Origin of the sequence: Haloterrigena salina JCM 13891, from assembly GCF_000337495.1 — an archaeon.
In the GTDB taxonomy this organism is placed as follows: domain Archaea; phylum Halobacteriota; class Halobacteria; order Halobacteriales; family Natrialbaceae; genus Haloterrigena; species Haloterrigena salina.
Genome location: NZ_AOIS01000030.1, coordinates 22,179 through 43,079, shown reverse-complemented (window position 1 = coordinate 43,079; position 20,901 = coordinate 22,179). Strand labels below are relative to the sequence as shown.

22 protein-coding genes, 1 tRNA gene and 2 pseudogenes are annotated in these 20,901 nt (G+C 63.7%); 8 read left to right on the top strand and 17 right to left on the bottom strand.

Features of this window, described 5'->3' with window-relative positions:
- Positions 1-1,294: 1,294 nt before the first annotated feature.
- The 11 genes and pseudogenes from C477_RS08285 to C477_RS08240 all read right to left on the bottom strand — a co-directional run bounded on the left by C477_RS08285 (position 1,295) and on the right by C477_RS08240 (position 10,536).
- Positions 1,295-1,585 carry a DUF7692 domain-containing protein gene (locus C477_RS08285; protein ID WP_049914428.1) on the bottom strand — a complete coding sequence of 97 codons (291 nt, stop codon included), beginning with the start codon at positions 1,583-1,585 and terminating at the stop codon, positions 1,295-1,297.
- Positions 1,586-1,801: 216 nt separating this feature from the next.
- Positions 1,802-3,034: a DUF4145 domain-containing protein gene (locus C477_RS22845; protein WP_083870264.1), complete on the bottom strand. Its 1,233-nt coding sequence runs from the start codon at positions 3,032-3,034 to the stop codon at positions 1,802-1,804.
- 331 nt (positions 3,035-3,365) lie between these two features.
- Positions 3,366-3,578: pseudogene (locus tag C477_RS08280) on the bottom strand (DNA-binding protein); the annotation flags it as partial.
- 270 nt (positions 3,579-3,848) lie between these two features.
- Positions 3,849-3,920 (bottom strand) — tRNA-Ala (locus C477_RS08275).
- A gap of 87 nt (positions 3,921-4,007) precedes the next feature.
- Positions 4,008-4,364 carry a hypothetical protein gene (locus C477_RS08270; protein ID WP_008894016.1) on the bottom strand — a complete coding sequence of 119 codons (357 nt, stop codon included), beginning with the start codon at positions 4,362-4,364 and terminating at the stop codon, positions 4,008-4,010.
- 65 nt (positions 4,365-4,429) lie between these two features.
- Complete coding sequence (locus C477_RS08265) at positions 4,430-5,122, bottom strand: rhomboid family intramembrane serine protease (protein WP_394295431.1); 693 nt, start codon at positions 5,120-5,122, stop codon at positions 4,430-4,432.
- Between the two features lie 288 nt (positions 5,123-5,410).
- Positions 5,411-5,719 carry a 30S ribosomal protein S10 gene (gene rpsJ / locus C477_RS08260; protein ID WP_004215311.1) on the bottom strand — a complete coding sequence of 103 codons (309 nt, stop codon included), beginning with the start codon at positions 5,717-5,719 and terminating at the stop codon, positions 5,411-5,413.
- Entirely contained in the window at positions 5,720-6,982 is a 1,263-nt protein-coding gene (gene tuf, locus C477_RS08255; protein ID WP_008894014.1) for a translation elongation factor EF-1 subunit alpha, read from the bottom strand.
- 555 nt (positions 6,983-7,537) lie between these two features.
- Positions 7,538-7,927: a NifU family protein gene (locus C477_RS08250; RefSeq protein WP_008894013.1), complete on the bottom strand. Its 390-nt coding sequence runs from the start codon at positions 7,925-7,927 to the stop codon at positions 7,538-7,540.
- A gap of 95 nt (positions 7,928-8,022) precedes the next feature.
- A complete protein-coding gene (locus C477_RS08245) occupies positions 8,023-9,432 on the bottom strand; it encodes an LVIVD repeat protein (RefSeq protein ID WP_008894012.1) in 1,410 nt (469 codons plus the stop codon).
- Between the two features lie 132 nt (positions 9,433-9,564).
- A complete protein-coding gene (locus tag C477_RS08240) occupies positions 9,565-10,536 on the bottom strand; it encodes an ROK family protein (protein WP_008894011.1) in 972 nt (323 codons plus the stop codon).
- Positions 10,537-10,682: 146 nt separating this feature from the next.
- On the opposite strand from C477_RS08240, the gene C477_RS08235 reads away from it, so the two are divergent.
- Positions 10,683-11,147, top strand: coding sequence for a hypothetical protein (locus C477_RS08235; RefSeq protein WP_008894010.1), 465 nt, complete (start codon positions 10,683-10,685; stop codon positions 11,145-11,147).
- 126 nt (positions 11,148-11,273) lie between these two features.
- Here C477_RS08235 and C477_RS08230 read toward each other — a convergent pair whose 3' ends face one another.
- Positions 11,274-11,738, bottom strand: coding sequence for a universal stress protein (locus C477_RS08230; protein ID WP_049914427.1), 465 nt, complete (start codon positions 11,736-11,738; stop codon positions 11,274-11,276).
- Positions 11,739-11,840: 102 nt separating this feature from the next.
- Between C477_RS08230 and C477_RS08225 the strand changes: the two genes are divergently transcribed.
- From C477_RS08225 to C477_RS08210, 4 genes are all read left to right on the top strand, one after another.
- A complete protein-coding gene (locus C477_RS08225; RefSeq protein WP_008894008.1) occupies positions 11,841-12,581 on the top strand; it encodes an SDR family NAD(P)-dependent oxidoreductase in 741 nt (246 codons plus the stop codon).
- A 366-nt stretch (positions 12,582-12,947) separates the two neighbouring features.
- Positions 12,948-13,412, top strand: a complete 465-nt coding sequence (locus C477_RS08220; protein WP_008894007.1) for an MOSC domain-containing protein — start codon at positions 12,948-12,950, stop codon at positions 13,410-13,412.
- Positions 13,409-13,981 (top strand): cysteine hydrolase family protein, encoded by a 573-nt coding sequence (locus tag C477_RS08215; protein ID WP_008894006.1) that lies wholly within the window; start codon positions 13,409-13,411, stop codon positions 13,979-13,981. Before C477_RS08220 ends, C477_RS08215 begins: the two co-directional genes overlap by 4 nt.
- A 67-nt stretch (positions 13,982-14,048) precedes the next feature.
- A complete protein-coding gene (locus tag C477_RS08210; protein WP_008894005.1) occupies positions 14,049-14,516 on the top strand; it encodes a phosphopantetheine adenylyltransferase in 468 nt (155 codons plus the stop codon).
- Positions 14,517-14,558: 42 nt separating this feature from the next.
- Here C477_RS08210 and C477_RS08205 read toward each other — a convergent pair whose 3' ends face one another.
- Complete coding sequence (locus C477_RS08205) at positions 14,559-15,356, bottom strand: ZIP family metal transporter (protein WP_008894004.1); 798 nt, start codon at positions 15,354-15,356, stop codon at positions 14,559-14,561.
- 183 nt (positions 15,357-15,539) lie between these two features.
- Between C477_RS08205 and C477_RS08200 the strand changes: the two genes are divergently transcribed.
- Positions 15,540-15,770, top strand: a complete 231-nt coding sequence (locus tag C477_RS08200; protein WP_008894003.1) for a hypothetical protein — start codon at positions 15,540-15,542, stop codon at positions 15,768-15,770.
- On the opposite strand, the gene C477_RS08195 is transcribed toward C477_RS08200, so the two are convergent.
- Together C477_RS08195 and C477_RS08190 are read right to left on the bottom strand one after the other, a co-directional pair.
- Positions 15,748-16,989, bottom strand: a complete 1,242-nt coding sequence (locus tag C477_RS08195) for a digeranylgeranylglycerophospholipid reductase (RefSeq protein WP_008894002.1) — start codon at positions 16,987-16,989, stop codon at positions 15,748-15,750. The genes C477_RS08200 and C477_RS08195 overlap by 23 nt on opposite strands.
- A 163-nt stretch (positions 16,990-17,152) precedes the next feature.
- Positions 17,153-17,578 carry a universal stress protein gene (locus tag C477_RS08190; protein WP_008894001.1) on the bottom strand — a complete coding sequence of 142 codons (426 nt, stop codon included), beginning with the start codon at positions 17,576-17,578 and terminating at the stop codon, positions 17,153-17,155.
- Positions 17,579-17,964: 386 nt separating this feature from the next.
- Here C477_RS08190 and nrfD point away from each other — a divergent pair, with 386 nt between their 5' ends.
- On the top strand, positions 17,965-19,311 hold the full coding sequence (gene nrfD / locus C477_RS08185; protein WP_008894000.1) for an NrfD/PsrC family molybdoenzyme membrane anchor subunit: 1,347 nt from the start codon (positions 17,965-17,967) through the stop codon (positions 19,309-19,311).
- A gap of 152 nt (positions 19,312-19,463) precedes the next feature.
- Here the strand turns inward: nrfD and C477_RS24035 are convergent, their stop codons facing one another.
- Positions 19,464-19,613 (bottom strand): DUF7557 family protein, encoded by a 150-nt coding sequence (locus C477_RS24035; protein WP_008893999.1) that lies wholly within the window; start codon positions 19,611-19,613, stop codon positions 19,464-19,466.
- A gap of 179 nt (positions 19,614-19,792) precedes the next feature.
- On the opposite strand from C477_RS24035, the gene C477_RS08180 reads away from it, so the two are divergent.
- The gene (locus C477_RS08180) at positions 19,793-20,032 is read left to right on the top strand and encodes a hypothetical protein (protein ID WP_008893998.1); all 240 of its coding nucleotides are present in this window, start codon (positions 19,793-19,795) and stop codon (positions 20,030-20,032) included.
- Between the two features lie 32 nt (positions 20,033-20,064).
- Here the strand turns inward: C477_RS08180 and C477_RS08175 are convergent.
- Positions 20,065-20,741 (bottom strand): annotated as a pseudogene (locus tag C477_RS08175) (hypothetical protein).
- Positions 20,742-20,901 lie beyond the last annotated feature (160 nt).

The window sequence follows — 20,901 nt, the reverse complement described above, 5'->3', positions numbered from 1 at the left end:
AAGACGGCATCAAGCCCTCAACGGAAACGTACCAGTCGAGGGGGAACAGACTAGATAGCGCCGATCAAGAGGATCGTGGCGATTCGTATCCGCCGCCCTGGCTATCGAACTTGACGAGCACTCACAGTTCCTCGCGGGACACGAGAATCGCACTGATCAGCTGCGACGAAGTCGGCGAGATCGGCAACCGCGGGCAGCAATCTCGGAAGTTGACACGCACCCGTCCTATAGCGTCGCCACCAACAGTCAGACTTCGCCTCGAGATGAAACCGCGAACAACAACTGTGACTCGCCGGGAGTCACGCGAGCGAAGCGAGTGCGACTACGGCGAGTCCATTGGCTGGAGCGAACGTAGTGAGCGGAAGGAAATGGACTTGCCGGGAGTTCAAAGCGACGAAACACCGCCACGCGGACGGCCAACCGGGCAACTTCAAGGTCTACAAAACCTCTCACGATCGCCTACAGGCGAACGGTGGGATGTACGGCTTCGCCGTCTATCGGAAACGTGGACGGGGAACGCAGATCCTCAAGACGACGGCCGTCGCGGCCTCGAGGTTACCGACGCTGGGGTGGCACGGTGGCGGCGACCATCGGGATACCAAGCAGGCGAAAATATCGATCTCCGATACTTCTGACGACTTCAGAAGAGAGCAACGCGATCACTTTTTCGGTAACTACAGCTGCGTACTTAGTGAACTACATCCGTCTCTGGAGAAGGTTAAAGTCCTTATCTCACAAATAATTCTATATGGCTAACACAACAGATGGTCCCCAACGTGTCGCCCGAATCGCTTCAGGGGTGGCTGGTCTAACAGGGACGTACGGATTTCTCTATCTAATGGGTACATTCGGCCCAGTCTCCTGCCAGACAAGCGGAGGGGCCGAAGGCTGCGTATCGGGTATTAACTACCTTGTTGGAGGGACTGGTGGCGACGCATCCACACTGTTCTTCTGGGCAACGCTTCTCTTAGGCCTCGTTGCTATCGGCGGCGTTGCGACATGGACTAACCGCCGGCGGATAACATGGGGAACCGCGATTGTTGGCGTAGGGCTCTCCGTCTTGAGTCTCTGGTTAGGATGGTTCTTCATGGCCTCAGCACTGGGGTTGCTGACTGCTGCGATAGCCCTCAGTGTTGGCGCACGGCGCGACAACAATGACGACCGAACTACACCGATAGTCGGTTGAAAAACCGCATGTGTTAAAACCAGATTTTCAGATTCTGTACTGACCGATACCTGCGCCAACTACACTGAACACGAGTTTCAGATCCTGCGCTGAATCAAGAAACGGTGATTACATTTGGCCTTTCGTCGTCACTGCGACCGACGTGTCGACCTCGAACTGTACCGCTCGAGTGGAGAGTGTCTCGGCGATCTCTCGGCGCTGTTCACGAGTCAGGTCCTCGCGCTCGAGGACGGCCTGGGCCGCGGAGACGAGCGTGCCGACGTCTTCGCAGGCGAATGCGATAGCGTTACTCCGGTTACAGTCGTAGAACTGGGCGGCTTTCTGGATTGCGTCGAATTGCCATTCGTTCCCGTCGTCGGTCCGGATTCGAACCGACCCGGGCGTCTCGTTGTGAGACATGGCCGTGAACACAACCCGCCTATCCTAGTTTTTTCGGTTCACTCGAGCGGTCTTAGTTTATAAAGAGGGGATCGGACCCGCCGTGATCGGTGCTGTGGCTGGGGCGATCTCGTGGGCGATGGGCCGAATATGAACACGGAAGATACTCGGTTCGTGTTCATATCGAGGAAATCACTCTTCGAGACGTACAACCGCAGGGAGTAGACTGATATCGGACTAGCGTTCTGTTATCCGAGATATCACTTCCGGAAGCATTTGTACATTAAATGAAAATTCACCATTTTCCTTATCAATATTTCTAAGACAATCTATATCATTGATCACTCCCCAGATTTCACCCATGTCTGAATTATACGATTCAATTAAATCATTTACGCTAACAACTGGCGATTCTACCAATTCTACCTCAGATGCATATTGATACGCTATAAAATGGATTATTATTTTATCTTCGAGTGAGAGAGTATCCCTCTCATTTATGTGTAAATCACCCTTATCTGAGAATCTAAATAGAGTTCCGATGTTGTCTTGATATTTCTTAAGCATCTCAGAGTCAGATACCTGAAAATCTTCCTTATCCAATCCAGTGGAACTTGTCTGATCATCTTGTGATTCAGATTTCGGAGATATATTTTCCTCATCAAATGCTTTTGTCCGAAGATCAAACAATATAGTAGCTGCTCTTTCAATAGAATGTTTGTATTCGTCAATCTCTTCTTTAGTGATATCGGTCTCTAAAGAATGCGCGCCGGCATTTGACTGGTGTCGAATTTCATGGAGTTGTCGAATTAGTTCTTGGTCTGCTCCGTCAGATAGTGGTTTGAAATTATCAATCTCTGTTTTCAGGTTTGATATCAAGGTGCTAAACTGTACAAATTGTCTTCTATCTTCGTTAAAGAATAGATGTTTGCCTTTCTTGATTCCGAACCTCGCACGTAAAGCATCTATTGAAGCATTTTCTAACAATTTCCGACAAAGAATTAAGGCCGCTGTATATGATCCATTCTGATAGCAAGAGTTAATCTCGTCCAATAATTTCGGGTAAAAAGACTCTGGTAAATTATCTATTTCGATAAACGGTTCTGAATTGTACGCGACGCGGTTGACTAATGAAACCTCGTCATCTATATCATCTTCAATAGCCTCAATCATTGGATATTCTTCAAACTCGTCATCACTCGCTGGGCCTACACGATTATAGACTCGGCTAATAAGCGACATTGTCAACTCTTTATCTTCTTCATGAATACCTTCTAGAAAGTTAGTAGTCCTGAGGGCTTTATCATCATCGTCAAAATACCAACTTCTAAAAAACCTCTCAGTATCAGTAGCGGTGTCGTAAACTCCAAACTCTTTTGTAATGATTTCCCAATCCTCCTTCGAAATGTCTTTTGAAGATACGAATCCTGCAAATTGAGCGATGAGTGATTGAGTTGAGTCAACAGCCATTAGAAAGCAGTCTTGAATGACATATGATAAACCTAATGATTGCAGCACTTTGTAACCAACTTGACCGTTATTTCGAGTGGATCAACTGGAGTTCAGCATGCAGAGGTGGGGGAGGGGTACTGTAATTTTTTGGCGCTGTCGCCTTGGCGACACCCGCCAAGGGGGCTTTCGCGCGAAGCGCGAAACGACCCCGCGGCGTTGCGGTGCGATTGCGGCGCCGACCCCGCCCTCGAGTGAGCGAATACAACGGAACTTGTGAAAATCAGCTGCTAACGAAACTGTGGTTGTCTAAATGAAGTGACGGGGTAGTGTTGCCACTACTCGGGCCGATTCACCGATCGGCGACGGCGCCGACGAATCCGGTCTCCGTTCCGCCGCCGGGAGTCTTCCAGGTCAACTCGGCGCCGCGGAGGATCGTCGGATCGTTCCCTGACTTCGACCACTTCTCGAGGGCCTCAGCAGCGATCGTGCCGACGTTCTCGAAGCTATCGGCCTTCAGCCGTGAGAGGATTGTATCGATCCGCATTCGTCGCGGTTCGTCCTGGCCGTCGAACTTGACGAGCACTCACAGTTCCTCGCGGGACACGAGAATCGCGCTGATCATCCGAGACGAAGTCGGCGAGATCGGCAATCGCGGGCAACGATCTCGGAAGTGGACACGCACCCGTCCTACAGCGTCGCCACCAACAGTCAGACTTCGCCTCGAGGTGAAATCTCTCAACACAACTGTGGACTCGCCGGGAGTCACGCGAGCGAAGCGAGTGTGACTACGGCGAGTCCAGTGACTGGAGCGAACGTAGTGAGCGGAAGGAAATGGACTCGCCGGGATTTGAACCCGGGGCCTCTTCCTTGCGAAGGAAGCGATCTGCCACTGATCTACGAGCCCTCGCCCCTTTCTAACCGGGGTTTCTATTTGTAGCTTGTGTTTCGGAAGCGGCGCGACAGCCGTCCCCACGCTCGAGTCGCCACCCGATCACCGCTCGAGTACACCACGAACGTCCTGCACGCCCAACACCGCCAACACGCCGGCGGCAAGCAGGAGCACGAGCGCGACGGTCACCATTCCGGCCGCCGAGAACGTCAGCGCGAAGTGGGCCGCGAAGGCCGCCCAGAGAAACCAGATGCCGGCCCACCGCCGGACGCGGACGAACGCGCTCGCGGTCACGACGCCAGCGTAGGCGAGCAGGGCCGCGGTCCGGGAGAGCGAGGCGGTTCCCTCGAGGAGCAGTCGACCCGCAAAGAGGAGGATGACGGCGGCGACGGCCGTCCACGCGAGGTTGAGCTCCCGCTCGGCGACGTCGATCGCCCGCTGGACCTGAGTCGGTGCCATACGTTCTGTACGAACAGGTCGGAAAAATACCTTGTCTCCCGCGACCGACTCGCGGCCGTCGCGTCTCAGAGTCGCGCGGACCCCGACCGCGACGGGGAGCCGACGTTGAGGACTCGAGCGCGGCCGGCCGCCAGGCCGAGCAACAGGCCGGTGAAGTGTGCGAGCAGAGCGACCCCCGGCGAGGCGGTGGCCATCGTGACGGCGATCGCGAGTCCGAGGAACACCAGCCCCGACAGCCACGCGGGGACCTCGACGAACGAGGCCAGGCTGGCCGACAGCCGGTTCGAGGCGATCAGGTAGCCCAGCAGGGCGAAGACCGCGCCGCTGGCGCCGAGCACGCCGCCCGTCGCGGGAACCGGGGTCACCAACGCCGCGACGTTCGTGAGGAGGATCTGGGCGACGCCGGCGATCGCACCCGTCACCGCGAAAAACGCGTGAAATCGGAGCCGCGTCGTCGCGCGTGCGACCGGCCAGCCGAAGACGATCAACGCGAGGCTGTTCGAGACCAGATGGCCGACGCCGCCGTGGGCGTAGACGCTCGTCACGACCGTCCACGGGTTCGTCGACAGCGGCGGCGCTAGGACGAACAGGCCGGCCATCAGCCCGACGCTGAGCAGCGCCGCCACCTGCTGGAGGACGAAGACGACGACGAAGACGGCGAGCAGATCGACGATCGGACTACTCGAGTCGTCGGCCGGTGATTCGGCGCCGGTCCCCGATCGCATCCCGATCCCCGACCGCGACGAGCGATCTGCCATAAGGACTAGTGGGACCGCGCCCCCCAAAAGTGTCCGCGTCGACACCGACGGCTATGGATTGCCTACTGTGAGCGCCGGTGGTAATCCGGCGACGGGAAATCGACACCACGGCCGCTTCGGTCCGCTCGAGTCGGAGTCGGTCGAACGAAGCAGAAGCAGTGATGGTCGGAGTGCACTCGAGAGAAACCGGCGCCGTAGCGTCGCTGACTCACCGCTCTCGATACTCTCGACGGCTGCACCGCTACCGAACGAACGAAACGGCGAAAACCGCAACCGCAACCGCGATCGTCAGTCTTCGAGGACGATCTCGATCGAAACGTCGTTCGGCACCTGAATGCGCATGAGCTGACGGAGTGCGCGTTCGTCGGCGTCCAGATCGATCAGGCGCTTGTGGACGCGCATCTCCCAGTGCTCCCACGTCGCGGTGCCCTCGCCGTCAGGCGACTTCCGGGTCGGGACCTCGAGGGTCTTCGTCGGCAGCGGGATCGGACCGCTCAGGTTGACGCCGGTGTTGTTCGCGATCTCGCGGACGTCGTCGCAGATGTCGTCTAAGTCGTCTGGACTCGTACCCGCGAGTCGAACGCGTGCCTGCTGCATTTATTTCTCGTGGACGTCGAGGACCTTCCCGGCCGCGATGGTCTGACCCATGTCGCGGATGGCGAAGCTCCCGAGTTCGGGAATCTCGCTGGACGGCTCGATGCTGAGGGGCTTCTGCGGTCGGATGGTGACCACAGCAGCGTCGCCCGACTGGATGAAGTCGGGGTTCTCCTCGGCAACCTCGCCGCTCGAGGGGTCCATCTTCTTGTCGATGGACTCGATCGTACAGGCGACCTGGGCCGTGTGGGCGTGGAAGACCGGCGTGTAACCGGCCGTGATCACGGACGGGTGCTGCATGACGACGATCTGGGCCTGGAACGTCTCGGCGACGCTCGGCGGGTCGTCGGCGGGGCCACAGACGTCACCGCGTCGGATGTCGTCCTTGCCGATGCCGCGGACGTTGAATCCGACGTTGTCACCGGGCTCCGCTTTGGGCACCTCTTCGTGGTGCATCTCGATCGTCTTCACTTCGCCGCCCACGTCGCTGGGCTGGAAGGAGACGTTGTCGCCGGTGTTCAGGAGTCCGGTCTCGATACGTCCGACGGGGACGGTACCGATACCGGAGATGGTGTAAACGTCCTGAATCGGGAGTCGAAGCGGCGCGTCCGTCGGCGGCTCCGGCTCCGGCAGGTCGTTGAGTGCCTCGAGGAGGATTTCGCCGTCGTACCAGGGCGTGTTGTCCGAGCGCTCGGCGATGTTGTCGCCCTCGAACGCCGAGATCGGGATGAACGAAGCGTCGTCGGTGTTGAACTGGACCTGCTTGAGCAGCTGGGTCACTTCCTCGACGACCTCGTTGTACGTCGACTCCTCGTAGTCGACGATGTCCATCTTGTTGATGCCGACGATGAGCTCGTCGATACCGAGGGTACGAGCCAGGAAGACGTGCTCCTGGGTCTGGGGCGCGACACCGTCGTCAGCGGCGACGACGAGGACGGCGTTGTCCGCCTGGGATGCGCCCGTGATCATGTTCTTCACGAAGTCTCGGTGGCCCGGACAGTCGACGATGGTGAAGTCGTAGGCGTCCGTCGAGAACTCCTGGTGGGCGATGTCGATGGTGACACCGCGCTCTCGCTCTTCGGCGAGGTTGTCCATGACGTAGGCGAACTCGAAGCCGCCCTTGCCCTTCTCCTCGGCCTCTTCTCGGTGCTGTTCGATGACGTGCTCGGGTACGCTCCCCGTCTCGTAGAGGAGTCGTCCCACGAGCGTACTCTTCCCGTGGTCAACGTGGCCGATGATGGCCAGGTTCTGGTGTTGGTCGCTCATTGTTGTAGCTCACGCGCAGAGGCGCTTATATCGGTCTCTTTGGCTCGTTGCGGTTAAAACCATTTCGAAAGCGTATTCAGCCGAACCCGACGCCCTCTTGCGGTTTGCTGAGCGTTCACACGGACCGAAAGGTCCGGCGCGGCGGTCCCCACACGGCAGACGGCGGCGCGGTCGACGCGGCTCGAGCAGACGGTTTCGATAGTCGAACCACCCGTTCGATCGTTCCGGACGGCCCTCCGCCGCTCCGTACCGTTAGACGCCGCTCCTGGAAAGCCAACCACAGGCTTGGACAGTGGTGGCTGACGACTACGCAGGATAGTCCTATCACCCTTGGCTGATCCACTCGAGCGCGCGGAGCAGTACTCGAGGCTCGCCACCGTTGCTGGCGGCTGCGGGACAAGGCGCGCGACTTCGTAGATGCCGCACACACAGCTGTAAGAGCCGTCAAACCGATCCGTTCGACGGGGTCTCGAGGAGTACTTGTGTGGAAAGCCGTTGCGACTCGATCGATCAAACGCGACGCGCAAAACGAGGACAAAGAGCGAAGGCGTCGACTTAGAGGTGGTCCTTACCGGGATTCGAGGAGCCCCAGTCGCCGCGGCCGCCCTCCGTGCGGTCGACGCCCATGATCGATTCCGCCTGGTCTGGACCGCCGAGTTGCTCGCGGGCGTCGGGCACGCGGACGGTGACCTCGTCGATCTCGGGCCACTTGATGAGTTCGGCCTCGATGTTGCCCGTCGTGACGTCGCTGACCGAACAGCCCTTGCAGCCGCCGCCGAGCTCGATGATGACCTCGCCGGTCTCGGAGTCGACCTCGCGGACGGCGCTGGTCCCGCCGTGCATCTGGATGATCGGCATCTCCCGGCTGAGCCAGGTCTCGACGCGCTCTCGGAGCGACGGCTCGCCGTCGGCTTCGGCGTCGGATACCGCGTCGGAATCAGTCATTAGTCGGTCTAACACGCGAGCGCTGAATAAGGTTTTGACGCGTGTTAGCTACTATCAGGATCGTTCCTGACGGTTTCGGGGCGGCGCGCGCTCGGTCACCGATCGTCGTCGCGACGGCGGATCCACTCGAGGGCGGCCGCGCCGCCGGCGAGTCCGACCCCGGCGCCGAGCCCGCCGAAGCCGGGAACCCGATCGCTGAGAGCGCCGTTCGATCCGCCATCGGTGTCGTCGCCGCCCGTCTCGAAGTCGCTCCCGAGTCCGGTCGGGAACGTGTACAGCGCGCCGTCGATGTCCGTGGCGGGGATCCGCGACGTGCTGCTCGCGACGACCGTCGCGCCGTCGTTGGCGACGCGCGCCGTCCAGAGCGCCGCCTCGTCGGTCGCCCGCCAGTGGGCGAGTTCCTCGGGCGCGGCGGGGTCTCCGACGTCGTGGATCTTGATGCCCCCCTGATACCACGCCGAGTAGAGGCGACCGTCGCGCAACTCGAAGTTGTGCGCGGTCGTCCACTCGCCGCCTCGGCGGGACGCGTCGTCGCTTTCGGGCGGTTCGATCGACGCCAGCGGGTCCGGTGCCGTCGGATCGGTGACGTCGTAGAGGTCGATTCCACCCGGACCGTCCGGCGCCGAGCCGCCAGTCGTCCAGGACTCGCGACCGACCGCGAGGAGGTCGCCGGCGTCGTCGACCGCCGCGTAGTGGTCGTTACCCGGCAGGCTGTAGACGGCCTCGCTTCCCCCGTAACTGCGATCGTCGCCGACGTCGGGATCGCGCACGTGCGAGACGTACTCTGGGGCGCTCGGATCGCTGACGTCCACCAGATAGGTGCCGGCGTCCCAGAACGGGAGGAGCGCGAGGTCGTCGCGGACGGTGACGTCGTGGAGATAGTGGGCGTACCAGTAGACGTCTTCCCACTCGGGCTCGTGATCGAGGAGCGACCAGCGACCGACCTCCTCGGTGTCGTCGTCGCTCGTGTCGTAGATGACGAGCGCGGTATCGTCGGGGCCGTTGTTGACGACGTACAGCAGTTCGTCCGCGAAAAAGCAGTTATGGATGTGGAAACCGGTCTCGTAGCGGTCGACGACCGCGGGGTCAGCGGGGTCGCTGATGTCGTAGAGTTCGAACCCGTTGAACTCGCCGAACCCCTCGTCGGCGGGCCCGACGACCGCGAGTCGGTCGCCGTCGACTTTGACGTCGAAAATCCGCGTGAACTCCCGGCCGTCGACCGCGAGCTGATTTCGTTCGGCGAGCGGCTCCGGCGCGATCGGATCGCCGAGGTCGACAGTCGCGAACCCGTACGTAGTGGCGAGGTACGCCGTCTCGCCGTCGTCGCCGACGACCACTTCGGCGGGGTCGCCGCCGGATAGCTCGATCTGCCCGAGCGGTTCGAACGAGTCGGGGGCCTCTTGATTGGCGCGCGGCGTCGCTGCGGCCGAATCGGTGGCCGCTCCCGGGACGGTCAGGACTGCGCCGGCGGCCCCGCCCGCCCGGAGGAATGCTCTCCGCTGCATACGTCATCAACCGTCGCTCGCGTCAAAAGTACGTGGAAAGCGGACGCACGGGTCGGTACCGTCGTCGACGCCTCGGCGTCGAAACCGGATCGGATCCCGCCCCCGAGGCGCCGTCGGTTCGAGAACTGACCGTCAGAGCTGCTTGCGGTCGCCCGTGCCGCCGGTCAGCGCGCTGGCGAGGGCGCCCTCGAGGACGACGTCGTCGCCCATATCGGTGACCGTGATCTCGGGAACGTTGGTCATCACCATCTCGGCGACGCGCTCGCGGATGGGGTCGACGACCAGTTCCTCGTTGTGGAGGGCGACGGCGCCGCCGAAGGAGACCACGATTGGGGCAAAGGAGTGGATCACGTTCGTCACGCCGATCGCGTTCCAGTGGGCGAGTTGCTCGATGGTGTAGTCGGCCAGTTCGTCCTCGCCGGCCAGTTCGAAGACGTCCTTGGCCGTGAAATCGGGCCCCTCGAGGGGAAGGTTCGTCGAGATCGTCGGATCGTCCTCGGCGAGCAGCCGAGCGAAGTCGGGGATCGCGTTCCCCGAGCAGTAGGCCTCCCAGTGGCCGTCGCGGCCGCACCCGCAGGTCAGCCGACCCTGCGGATCGACGACGCAGTGGCCGACCTCGCCGGCGTTGCCGTCCCAGCCGCTCATGATCTCGCCGTCGCAGCAGACGCCGGCGCCGACCCCCGAGGAGATCGTGATGTAGACCATGTCGTCGGGGTTGCGATCGGCGTGGAACCGCTCGCCGATGACGCCCGCGTTGGTGTCGTTGTGGAGGTACACCTCGTCGCTGTCGATCAGCTTCGAGATCGGTCCCGTCAGCGGGATGCGATCGATCGAGTCCGGCAGGTTCGCCGGATCGATGACCGCCCCTTCCGCGAGGTCGAACGGACCGATAGAGCCGATCCCCGCCGCGACGATTTCAGTGGGTGCGATACCGGCGTCGCCACACGCTTCGCGAAGCGTCCGCAAAACGCCTTCCGTGACGTCGATCCCCGTCGGGCCACGCGGTGTGGATCGTCGGCTCACACCGAGCGTCGTCCCGTCGTCCTCGGCGACGACGGCACGGACGTTCGTCGCGCCGAGATCGACGCCCGCATAGTAGTCCATGCTATCCTAGGGACAATCGCGCCCGTACTTAACTACTCAGATTATACTCGCCGACGAGTATTGTTTCCAATACGTTACGCCCGCGCCGTTCCGGGATCGCGGTCGCCAGGAACAGTTGTATGCTATGTGATGACGTACACCTAGGTATGGCCACAGAGGAGACGACCAGCGAGACCGAGACCGAGACCGAGTCCGCCCCCGACCCGGCCGACAGCGAGTCTGAGCCCGCTCCGGATCTGGTCGAGGCCGAGCGGCGCGCAGTCCACGAGGTCGAACTCGGCCTCGAGTGGTTCCAGCGCGCCCAGGGCCAATTGCTCGCGTTCCACCACGCGACGGGCCACGGGATGGACCACCTCCGGGAGGCCGAACGGCTCCTCAGGGAGAGCGGTCGCGACGACCTCGCCGACAATGTCCGGGACGAACTGTTACCTCACGGCGTCGTCGACGACGACCGCTGGTCGTACGACGTCGTCGAGAACTACCAGCGAACGCTGCTGGCCGAAGCGCGCGGCCTCGAGAGACGGGTTCGACGGGAACTGACCGGCGGCCGGCGACACGTGGCGGAGCGACGGCAGGAACGAGCGTGGAAGGAGCGGTCCGACAAGCGGTAGGTCCGTCGCCCGCGTCACCGTCGCGCGATCGCAGCGGTTCGGTACTGGCGACCCGGAACCGAGTCCAGTACCGATCGGTCCGATACCCATCGCTAGTCGGCGACGAGCGGACGATGCGAGGACGGCTCAGTTGCCGTGATCGTCGTTCCGGACGAAGGTGACGGGACACGGCGCCGACAGCATGACCTCCTGGGCCGTCGATCCGAACACCGCCTTCCCGGTCGGCGACCGGCGACGGCCCCCGACGACGACGCGGTCGGCGTCCGTGCTGGTCGCGAGATCGACGATCGTCGGGCCGTGTTCGCCGACCGCACCGCGGGTCTCGTAGTCGACGCCGTACTCCTCGAGGGTCTCCTGTAGGTCGAGGACCGTCGAGTGGCGGCGGGCGACGTCGTCGGGGTCAATCTCCGTCTGCTCCCGGTCGAACTCGAGTCGGGAGAGGACGTCGTCGTACTCGCCTTTCGTGAAGACGTGGGCGAGTACGACGGTCGCATCGGCGGGTTCGGCGACTTCGACGACCGCTTCGGCCAGTTCGTCGATTCGTTCTGCGTCTCCCGGTCCGACGGCGAGTAGCACTGTTTCTAGCGTCATACTGACCTCTCTCTCGGGGAGCACCGTAAATCCACTTCCGACGCGTCGACCGCGAGCCCCCGTTCCGGACGTTTTTTCCACGCCGTCGCCGACGGGAGCGACATGGACGGACCAGACCTCTCGGACCGGACGGTACTCGTGACGGGCAGCGCGCGCGGCGTCGGTCGCGAACTCCTGCTTTCGACGGCCGACCGCGGCGCGAAGACCGCCGTTCACTACCACACGAGCGCCGACGCGGCCCGCGAGGTGGCCGCCGAAGCCGAATCTCGCGGCGCCCCCGAGACGATGACAGTTCAGGGCGACGTCACCGACCCCGAGAGCGTCGACGGCCTCTTTTCCGCCGTCGAGTCGGAACTCGGGAGCGTCGACGTGCTCGTCAACAACGTCGGTGACTTCGCGCCCGCCCACTGGGCCGACATCGAGTTCGAGACCTGGAACCGCGTCCTCGAGACCAACTTCAACGGCACCTACCTCTGTTCGAAGCGCGCGCTGCCGGAGATGCGCGAGGGCGACTACGGCCGGATCGTCAACGTCGGCTACGCCTCGAGCGAGAAGGGCCTCGTGAGCCCGAAGAACTTCCCGTACTTCGTCGCGAAGGCCGGCGTCCTGATGTTCACCCGGATGCTCGCCGCGGACACGCAGGATGATCCCGTCACCGTCAACGCCGTCTCGCCGTACGTCGTCGAGAACTCCGACGAGTTCCCCGACGAACTCCCGCGGGACCGGCCCGCGAGCTTCGAGGATCTGATCGCGCCGCTGTACTTCTTCCTCGACCCGGACAGCGAGTACGTCAGCGGCGAAAATATCGAAGTCGACGGCGGTTGGTTGCCCGAGACGGTGTGAGCCGCCAGCGGTTATACGTGATCTGCGGTGGCGCGCTGTCGGCCGTCGAGTGATAGCAAGACGGCCGATAAAGCCGTACGAGGTCGTCTCGAGCGATAGCGAGTGACGGCTTGGAAGACGCGAAGCGTCTCCCGTTGGATGAGCGAACGCAGTGAAGCGAATCGGTCGGGGAGGGTGTGAAATCCCTCGTGTCTACGGGAGCAGGACATGCATCTTCGTCCCGGTTCACTGTCGGATCACCCGTTCAGTACACTGATCGACGCAGCAGCCGGTTCGTGAGAGGCAGCCGAACGCGTTAGAGGGGGTGCCCGGCGTAATCGAGTCGCCAAACCATAACGACTTCACACGACCCCTCGATGCACCGGTATGAACGGTAGCGTCCGATCGATCCACATCGCGCCCGAACAGGGGGCGCCGACGGAACGAGTCGAGGAAGCGACGGCCGTCGCCGGCCGCGGACTCGAGGGCGACCGGTACTACGACACCGAGGGAACGTTCGCCGACCGCGACGGCAGCGATATCACCTTCATCGAGCGCGAGGCCCTCGAGGCGGTCGAACGCGACTACGACATCGCGCTCGATCCGGGTGTTCACCGCCGGAATGTCACGACCGAGGGCGTCGCGCTGAACCACCTCGACGGAGAGCGGTTCCGCGTCGGCGAGGTCGTCTGCGAGGGGACGGAACTGTGCGAACCGTGTGCGTACCTCGAACGCCACCTCGAGGAGCGGGGCGTGCGCGAGGCGCTGGTTCATCGCGGCGGCCTTCGGGCGCGGATCCTCGAGGGCGGCGACCTGCGACCGGGAGACGACGTCGAACCGCTCGAATCATGACGGGTGCACCGACCGACGCCGACCGACTCGAGGACGCCGCGCTCGTCCTCGTCGACTTCCAGCGAGGGTTCGACGATCCCTCGTGGGGCGACCGGAACAACCCCGACGCCGAGGCGAACGCGGGGCGCCTGCTCGAGCGCTGGCGCGACGCCGACCGGCCGCTGGTCCACGTCCGCCACGATTCGACGGAGGCCGACTCGCCGCTTCGGAGCGACGACCCCGGATTCGCGTACAAACCCGAGACGGCGCCCCTCGAGGGCGAGCCGACGATGGTGAAGTCGGTCAACAGCGCGTTCATCGGGACCGATCTCGAGGCGTGGCTCCGCGAGCGCGGTCTCGAGACGCTCATCGTGGCCGGCCTCACGACCGACCACTGCATCTCGACGACGACGCGGATGGCCGAGAATTTCGGCTTCGAGCCGATCGTCGCCGCCGACGCGACCGCCACCTTCGACCGCGAGTTCGACGGCGAGCGGTTCGACGCCGAGACGGTCCACCGGACCGCGCTGGCCCACCTCGAGGGGGAGTTCGCGACGGTCGCGACGACGGCCGACCTGCTCGAGCCGTGACGGACGACGGTCGACCGGACCGAACCCGAGACGCACAGTTATGGGGCTTCCCGTACTCGGCTGAGCCATGCGAGTGGCAGTCGCCGGTACGTTCGGCCCGCTCCACGACGGCCATCGGACCCTGTTCGAGCACGCGCTCCGGTTCGGCGAGGACGGCGTCGTCGTCGCCCTGACGAGCGACGATCTGGCGGTCGAGACGCGCCACGAACCCCGGGAGATCCCCGTGTTCGACGAGCGCGTGGCGGCGGTGACCGACGCCGTCGCCGAACTCGATACGTGGGGCCGCGAGGTCGAGTTCCGGGAACTGACGAGCGAGTACGACATCGCCGAGGACGACCCCTCGATCGACGCGCTGGTCGTCTCCCCAGAGACGGCGCCCGAACTCGAGGCGATCAACGACCGGCGCCGCCGCCGCGACCTCGAGCCCATCTCGGGGATCGTCGCCCCCTACGTCCTCGCCGCAGACGGTGAGCGAATCTCTTCGACGCGGATCGTGAAGGGGGAGATCGACGAACACGGGGCCGTCCTCGAGTGAGGGCCAGTTGCAGATCAGGTCGCGATTCGGATCGAACGGCCGTCAGACGAACGTGAGCGGAACCATGACGAGCGCGCCGACGAGGAGCCCGGCGGCCAGTTCCGGCTTGCCGCCTCGCGGAAGCTCCCGACCGACGTCGAGCGCCTCGGGGACGAACTCCGTGAGCACGAGGTAGATCATCGCGCCCGCCGCGAACCCGAAGCCGTAGGGGAGAAACTCCCGGGCGTAGCGGACGAAGCCGAACGCCAGCACCGCCCCGATCGGCTGGGGCAGACTCGAGAAGACGGCCCACCAGACGAGCTTCCAGTTCGCGACGCCCATCGCCGACAGCGGGATCGAGATCGCCGTCCCCTCGGGGACGTTGTGGATCGAGATCGCGACGGTCATGAAGATCGCCAGCAGCGGGACCGTAAACCCGAGGAGCCGGGTGCCGCCCTCGAGGCCGAGATCGGCGAAGGAGACACCGATCGCGACGCCTTCGGGGAAGCTGTGGACGGTCAACACGCCGAGGATGAGCACGAGCTTCTTGAAATCGGCCTCCTCGTAGTCGCGGGGATCGATGTCGACGTCCAGCAACACGTCGTGGGCGACGATCACGAGCGCGACGCCGGTGGCCATCCCGATCGCGATCTCCAGTGGCGTCCCCTCGGCCAGCCCCTCCTCGACGAGCCCGAAGGTCGACGCCGAGAGCATGATCCCGGAGGCGAGCCCCCAGAGAACGACGTTCCGGCGGTCGCTGATCGAATCGAACAGGAGGAAGGGGACGGCGCCGAGCCCGGTCGCCAGCGCCGTCACGAGGCCGGCGACGAACACCAACACGAAATTCTCGAGAAGCGCCATCTACACAGAAAATCGGAGAGCGGCCGGAAAGAGCCGGCGGTCGATCGTCTCCGGGTCGGCGGGCGGTCGCCGGCCGCGACGGCGCGCTCGAGCGTCGCGATACCCAGATTGCGGATCGCTGACAACGCCTCCCGGATGACGTGATGGGATCGGCCAGCGAGTCGGTCGTTCCGGCGGCAAGCGATGAGCGGGCCCCGCCACATCGCGGCGCTGCTGGTTACGGTCGTTCTCGGGACCGGGCTGCCCCACCTCGAGGACATCACCGCAGCGTTCGACCTGTGGCCGATCCTGGGTGCATCAACAGTTCGACGCATCGGCGAGCGGTCGACGGACGACGATCTGTCACCGGTCGAAATCGGACTCGCCGTTTTCGGCGAGAACGGACGGAGCGCTACAGGAACTGACCGAGTTTGAGCTGCTGTTTCGCGAAGCGGGCGAGCAGCGGCGCGTCGTCGATATCAAACAGCTTCGCGAGAGCGAGGATGTTGCCGTTGTTCGCCGCCGCGAGCGTCTCCTCGTCGAGGCGGTGGAGATCGGCCATGAACTGATCGTAGCGTTCGTTCGGCGCGAGGTAGAGCAGTTGGGTCATCAGCAGTCGCTTGCGCTGGTTGGGCGCGACGTCGCGGTGCCAGAGGGTGTCGTACACCTCGAGGTTCTCGGCGGTCGGCTCGAGACCGTGTTTGAGACAGCTGTCGACGGCGACGGCCGCGACGCGACCGGACTGCATGCACTTGTTGATCCCCTCGCCCCACAGCGGGTCGACCGTCGGGACGGTGTCGCCAATGGCCAGGAACCGGTCGGTGTGCATCCGTTCCGGCAGCTGGATGTGAGCCGAGCCCCGGTGTTGTTTCCCCTCGAGGCGCGTCGCGTTCGCGAAGCGGGGATCCGTCTCGAGCCAGTGCTCGAGGTAGTCGTCGACCGTGTGGCCGTCCTTGGCGTACCGACTGTGGTGTTCGTTCTGGATGTAACAGAGTCCGACCTTGGCGGAGTCCTCGCCAGTGTGGAAGATCCACGAGTAGCCGCCGGGCGCGATCTCGTGGTCCAGCCGGAGCATCATCGCGTCGGAGAGGTCGGCGAACCCGGGACGGTCGATGTCGATCCCCTCGAACTCGTACTCGATGCCGATCGCGTGGTTCTCCCGTTTCAAGTCGACGACGTCGAGTTTCTTCGCCAGCGGTGCGGACGGTCCCGTCGCGTCGATGACGACGTCGCCGTAGACCTCCTCATCGCCGTTGTACCGAACGCCGACGATCTCGCCGTTCTCCATGATCGGGGCGGTGACGCGGGCGTCGAACAGGTACTCCGCGCCGCCGTCGCGACCGTCCTCGACGAGGTAGCGCTTGAAGTCGGCGAACTCCAGAACCGCGCCGGGCTGTTCCTGGACGTAGTGATCGGTCGGCGACTCGAGGACGACGTTGTTGGTGTACTGCATGACGACGTCGTCCGGGATTCCGAAGGAGGCCATCATCGACGGGAACGTCCCCGCAGTCGACTTGTTGCTCTGGCGCGGGAACTCGTCTTCCGACTCGGTCTCGAGGACCACGACGTCGTAGCCCCTGGCAACGAGGTCACGCGCGCACTGTCCCCCGGCCGGACCGGCACCGGCGATGACCACATCGTAGCGGTTGTTCATACCGCCGAAACTATTTCGAAGCCACATTAGTTTATTCAGTTGCGGTGGAGTGTCCGTCCCCAGACAACGAATTTCGAAGGCGGGGGAAGAGACGTCCCAGCGCCGATTCAGCCGCCTTCCGGACCTCTCGGGCGGGACGACGCGCTCGCTCGGTCGACGACCGTCAGCGAACGATCGTCACCGGAACCGGCGATCGACGGGCGATCCGTTCCGCGACGCTCCCGAGCAAGACCCGCGAGATTCCCGACCGGCCGTGACTGCCGACGACGATCCGGTCGACCCCGCGGNCCCCGCGGTCGGTCGCGTACTCGAGGACGGCGGCCGCGGGCTGGCCGGTCAGAAGCGCCGTCTCGATCTCGCAGTCCCGCTCGGCCGCGGTCTCCCGAGTCCGCTCGAACAGTGCGGTCGCCTGCTCCCGGCGCTGTTCGCGGATCCCGTCGGCGCCGATGTGGGCGGCCTCGCCGTAGCCGCTCTCGTTCGGATCGACGACGTGAACGACGACGATCTCCTCGTCGGCGTGGTTCTCGAGCGCGTATTCGAGGGCCGCCCGACCGGGAGCCGACTCGTCGAGGGCGACCAGGAACGTCATAGCTGGTGATTCGGCCCGCATCCACTTGGAGGTGCCACACCGTTCACAGCCACTGCAGCGGCGACCCGAACCCAGTCGGTCGTTGACGCCCCGATAGCGCTACCGAAACGTCCGCATACGGGCGACAATTTGTCGTTACTCGAGGCGCGGCGTTCGCGGTCGATCGCGGAGCGACGGCTCGCAGCGGCGCGCAAAACCGCAGCCGGGAATCGGCTCGCGGCGACGCCTTAAGCGAACCGAACGGCTGGCTGCACGGGCCGACCGGAAGCCGACTCGCGCGGAACCGCCGACCGAGGACGCGTCCGTTTCGGCTCGTTCGGCGGTGCTTGCAAAGCCAACGGATGCAATAAGGGGACCGGCACCCGTAGGCTTGCGAAGCTCTCCCAATGAGTACGAAAACGCCGCGGAAGGCCGACATCCTGCGCCCGATACAGAACACCTCGACGAAGTACTTCGCGCTGGTCGCCGTCGCCGGACTGGCGTTTACCCTGTTCCTGCTGGGCTGGTTCTACCAGCTCTGGGAGGGGATGGTCGTCACCGGCCTCGCGGACTGGGGGTCGGGCGGCGGCGTCACGTGGGGCGTCTACATCGGCGCGTTCATCTGGTGGGTCGGGATCGCACACGGCGGGATCATCCTCTCGGCCGCCGTCCGGCTGCTCGGCATGGAACGGTATATGCCGGTCGCTCGCCTCGCCGAACTCCTGACGATCGCCGGCCTCTCGGCGGCCGGCTTCTACATCATCGTCCACATGGGCCGTCCGGACCGGATGGTCACGAGCGTGCTGGGCCACTACCACATCACGGTTCACAACTCGCCGCTGGTGTGGGACGTGACTGTCATCACCGCCTACCTCGTGTTGACGGCGACGTACCTGTCGCTGACGCTGCGCTACGACATCAGCCGCCTGCGCGACCAGCTGCCGGATCGGTTCGGGCCGATCTACCGGTTCATGACGATCGGCTACACCGAGAAGGAAGACGAGATCATCGAGCGGATGGTCTGGTGGCTCGCGCTGGCGATCATCATCATGGCGCCGCTCTTGCTCCACGGCGGCGTGATTCCGTGGCTGTTCGCGGTGATCCCGACGATGCCGGGCTGGTTCGGCGCCGTTCAGGGACCGCAGTTCCTCACGATCGCCCTGACGTCGGCGATCAGCGGCGTGATCCTGCTGTCCTACGCCTTCCGCTGGGCTTACGACTGGGATCACATCATCACCGACGACATCTTCCGCGGGCTGTTGCTGTGGCTCGGCTTCTTCTGTCTGCTCTTCCTCTGGCTACAGCTCCAGCAGCTCACGACCGGCCTGTTCACGGCGCCCGTGGACGTGACCCACGCCGCGGAGGGACGGATTCACCAGCCGCTCTACGTGCTCGCGATGGGGCTCGTCGCCACGACGCTCGCGTTCATCTTCGCACAGACGATTCGCCCGGCGCTGTTCACCAAGAAGCGGGCCGTCGTCGCCGGTCTCGCGGTGCTCACCGGTACGCTGATCGAGAAGATCCTGTTCGTCGTCGAGGGGTTCCTGCATCCGACGCTGGACATCTACGGCGCGGTGCCCGGCGAGTACTTCCCGAGTCTCATCGAGATCTCGTCGCTGACAGGTACGATCGGAATGGTGACGCTGTTTTTCCTCACGGTGGCCAAACTGTTCCCGGTCGTCGAACTCCACGCGATCGAACACCTCCAGGAGAAACAGACGCCCCAGGAGGAGCCGGTGACGCAAGACGACTAACCGTCCGGCCGTTGTCGCCCGTTTTCGTCTACAGCCGCCTCCGTGAGCGATACCGTCCTAGCGGCGACGGGTCGGAGCCACGCCTCAACGATCGTTTCGCCGTCGGGTTTCGATCGAACAGGAAGGCCGGATGATCGAGGCCCACGCGGCCGTCACTCGGAGTAGCCTTCCTGCAGGAACGCGCCCTCGGTTTCGTAGATCGAGAGGAGCTCCTCGAGGAACTCCTCGTAGGACTCGCCCTCTTCGCAGTGGCTGTCGAGCCGTTCTTTCATGTCGTCGCTGAGTTCGATGGTGTGAGTCATGGCTGGACGGAAGCGAACGCTCCGACCGTACCGTCGTCATCGGCCGTCAAATAGCCCGGGGGCGCGCGTGCAGCGAGACCGATCGCATGACGGACGGTCGATGCAGGCGACGGAGACGCCGTGTCGGGCTGGCACGGGACGGCCCCGGAGTTAACCCGGTCGTCGTGATAGCACCGGGTATGACAGCGACACTGACAGACGACGAGGTCGGCAAGACGGTCGTCGACGCGGAAGGCAAGGAGCTCGGTATCGTCGCGAAAGTCGAGAACGGTCGCGCCTCCGTCGACCCGAACCCGTCGGTCGCGGAGCACCTGCTCGCTTCGCTGGGCGTCGAGGGGGAGGACGAAGAGGACTACGTCGTCACGGAGGACATGCTCGATTCCGTCGGCGAAGAGATCGTGCTGCGGGGCAACCTCTGAGGCGGCGCACGACCCCGGAACGCCGTCCGCGGCTACTGCTCGAACGACTGTTCGCGCCAGGTCGTCCAGTCGTAGAGCCGCTCGAGTTCGCCGCCCTGCTGGCGGATAGCGACGGCGGTGTCGAACAGGAAGGCGGCGACCAGCGTCGTGCCGACGATCCAGACCGCGTCGATCAGCGCCCCGTACCCCGACAGGGAGCCGGCCACGAGATCGACGGAGACGACGGCAGCGAGACAGAGGATCGCCGGCAGTAGGTGGCGCGTCAGCGCCGCAAGCGTCGTCCTCTCGTGGACCTGGACCGTCCGGACGGCGTAGAGCACGACCCACGCCGAGGTGACGATCCAGCCGACGGCGATCACCGGGTGCGTCCAGTCGCTCCCGAGGAGGAAGGTTCCCCACCAGGCGGCGACGAAGACCGCGACGACGGCGTAGTCGGCCCACGCGGGAACCAGTCGCGACCGTCCCTCCCGGGCCGTTCGGCGTGGTACATCGCGCGGATCGCCAGCGCGAGAAAGCGGATGAAAAACAGCACCGCGCCCTCGGCGAACGGGGAGAGCGAGTCGGCCTCGAGCATCACCGTCGCGATGTCGGCGACGGAGTACGCGATCGCGGCGCCGCCGACCGCGAAGGAGGTGAACAGCTGCCCGATCGCGACCGTCGCTTCCGGATCGCTGGCGTCGAACGCGAGTAGCGGTGCTAGGACGGACATCATCGGGCGAGTGTTGCTCGGGGTTCCTGTAAAAGCCACCTTCAGTTACTGAGGGTCGAGAACGCGACGAGACGCCTCTCGAGTTAGCGTCGCGGCGGTCGCCGAATCGGGTCGCATGCGGACGTCGGGATCGATATGTAGGTGCGAAGAAGGAGGAGTG

What these genes read in the sequence shown, in the direction of transcription:
- C477_RS08245 (WP_008894012.1), bottom strand. Translation starts at nt 9,432, where the DNA reads ATGCAGCGGAGAGCATTCCTCCGGGCGGGCGGGGCCGCCGGCGCAGTC.
- C477_RS24035 (WP_008893999.1), bottom strand. Translation starts at nt 19,613, where the DNA reads ATGACTCACACCATCGAACTCAGCGACGACATGAAAGAACGGCTCGAC.
- C477_RS08210 (WP_008894005.1), top strand. Translation starts at nt 14,049, where the DNA reads ATGCGAGTGGCAGTCGCCGGTACGTTCGGCCCGCTCCACGACGGCCAT.
- C477_RS08215 (WP_008894006.1), top strand. Translation starts at nt 13,409, where the DNA reads ATGACGGGTGCACCGACCGACGCCGACCGACTCGAGGACGCCGCGCTC.
- C477_RS08265 (WP_394295431.1), bottom strand. Translation starts at nt 5,122, where the DNA reads ATGGCAGATCGCTCGTCGCGGTCGGGGATCGGGATGCGATCGGGGACC.
- C477_RS08270 (WP_008894016.1), bottom strand. Translation starts at nt 4,364, where the DNA reads ATGGCACCGACTCAGGTCCAGCGGGCGATCGACGTCGCCGAGCGGGAG.
- tuf (WP_008894014.1), bottom strand. Translation starts at nt 6,982, where the DNA reads ATGAGCGACCAACACCAGAACCTGGCCATCATCGGCCACGTTGACCAC.
- nrfD (WP_008894000.1), top strand. Translation starts at nt 17,965, where the DNA reads ATGAGTACGAAAACGCCGCGGAAGGCCGACATCCTGCGCCCGATACAG.
- C477_RS08180 (WP_008893998.1), top strand. Translation starts at nt 19,793, where the DNA reads ATGACAGCGACACTGACAGACGACGAGGTCGGCAAGACGGTCGTCGAC.
- C477_RS08240 (WP_008894011.1), bottom strand. Translation starts at nt 10,536, where the DNA reads ATGGACTACTATGCGGGCGTCGATCTCGGCGCGACGAACGTCCGTGCC.
- C477_RS08220 (WP_008894007.1), top strand. Translation starts at nt 12,948, where the DNA reads ATGAACGGTAGCGTCCGATCGATCCACATCGCGCCCGAACAGGGGGCG.
- C477_RS08205 (WP_008894004.1), bottom strand. Translation starts at nt 15,356, where the DNA reads ATGGCGCTTCTCGAGAATTTCGTGTTGGTGTTCGTCGCCGGCCTCGTG.
- C477_RS08235 (WP_008894010.1), top strand. Translation starts at nt 10,683, where the DNA reads ATGGCCACAGAGGAGACGACCAGCGAGACCGAGACCGAGACCGAGTCC.
- C477_RS08225 (WP_008894008.1), top strand. Translation starts at nt 11,841, where the DNA reads ATGGACGGACCAGACCTCTCGGACCGGACGGTACTCGTGACGGGCAGC.
- C477_RS08200 (WP_008894003.1), top strand. Translation starts at nt 15,540, where the DNA reads ATGAGCGGGCCCCGCCACATCGCGGCGCTGCTGGTTACGGTCGTTCTC.
- rpsJ (WP_004215311.1), bottom strand. Translation starts at nt 5,719, where the DNA reads ATGCAGCAGGCACGCGTTCGACTCGCGGGTACGAGTCCAGACGACTTA.
- C477_RS08195 (WP_008894002.1), bottom strand. Translation starts at nt 16,989, where the DNA reads ATGAACAACCGCTACGATGTGGTCATCGCCGGTGCCGGTCCGGCCGGG.
- C477_RS08285 (WP_049914428.1), bottom strand. Translation starts at nt 1,585, where the DNA reads ATGTCTCACAACGAGACGCCCGGGTCGGTTCGAATCCGGACCGACGAC.
- C477_RS08230 (WP_049914427.1), bottom strand. Translation starts at nt 11,738, where the DNA reads ATGACGCTAGAAACAGTGCTACTCGCCGTCGGACCGGGAGACGCAGAA.
- C477_RS22845 (WP_083870264.1), bottom strand. Translation starts at nt 3,034, where the DNA reads ATGGCTGTTGACTCAACTCAATCACTCATCGCTCAATTTGCAGGATTC.
- C477_RS08250 (WP_008894013.1), bottom strand. Translation starts at nt 7,927, where the DNA reads ATGACTGATTCCGACGCGGTATCCGACGCCGAAGCCGACGGCGAGCCG.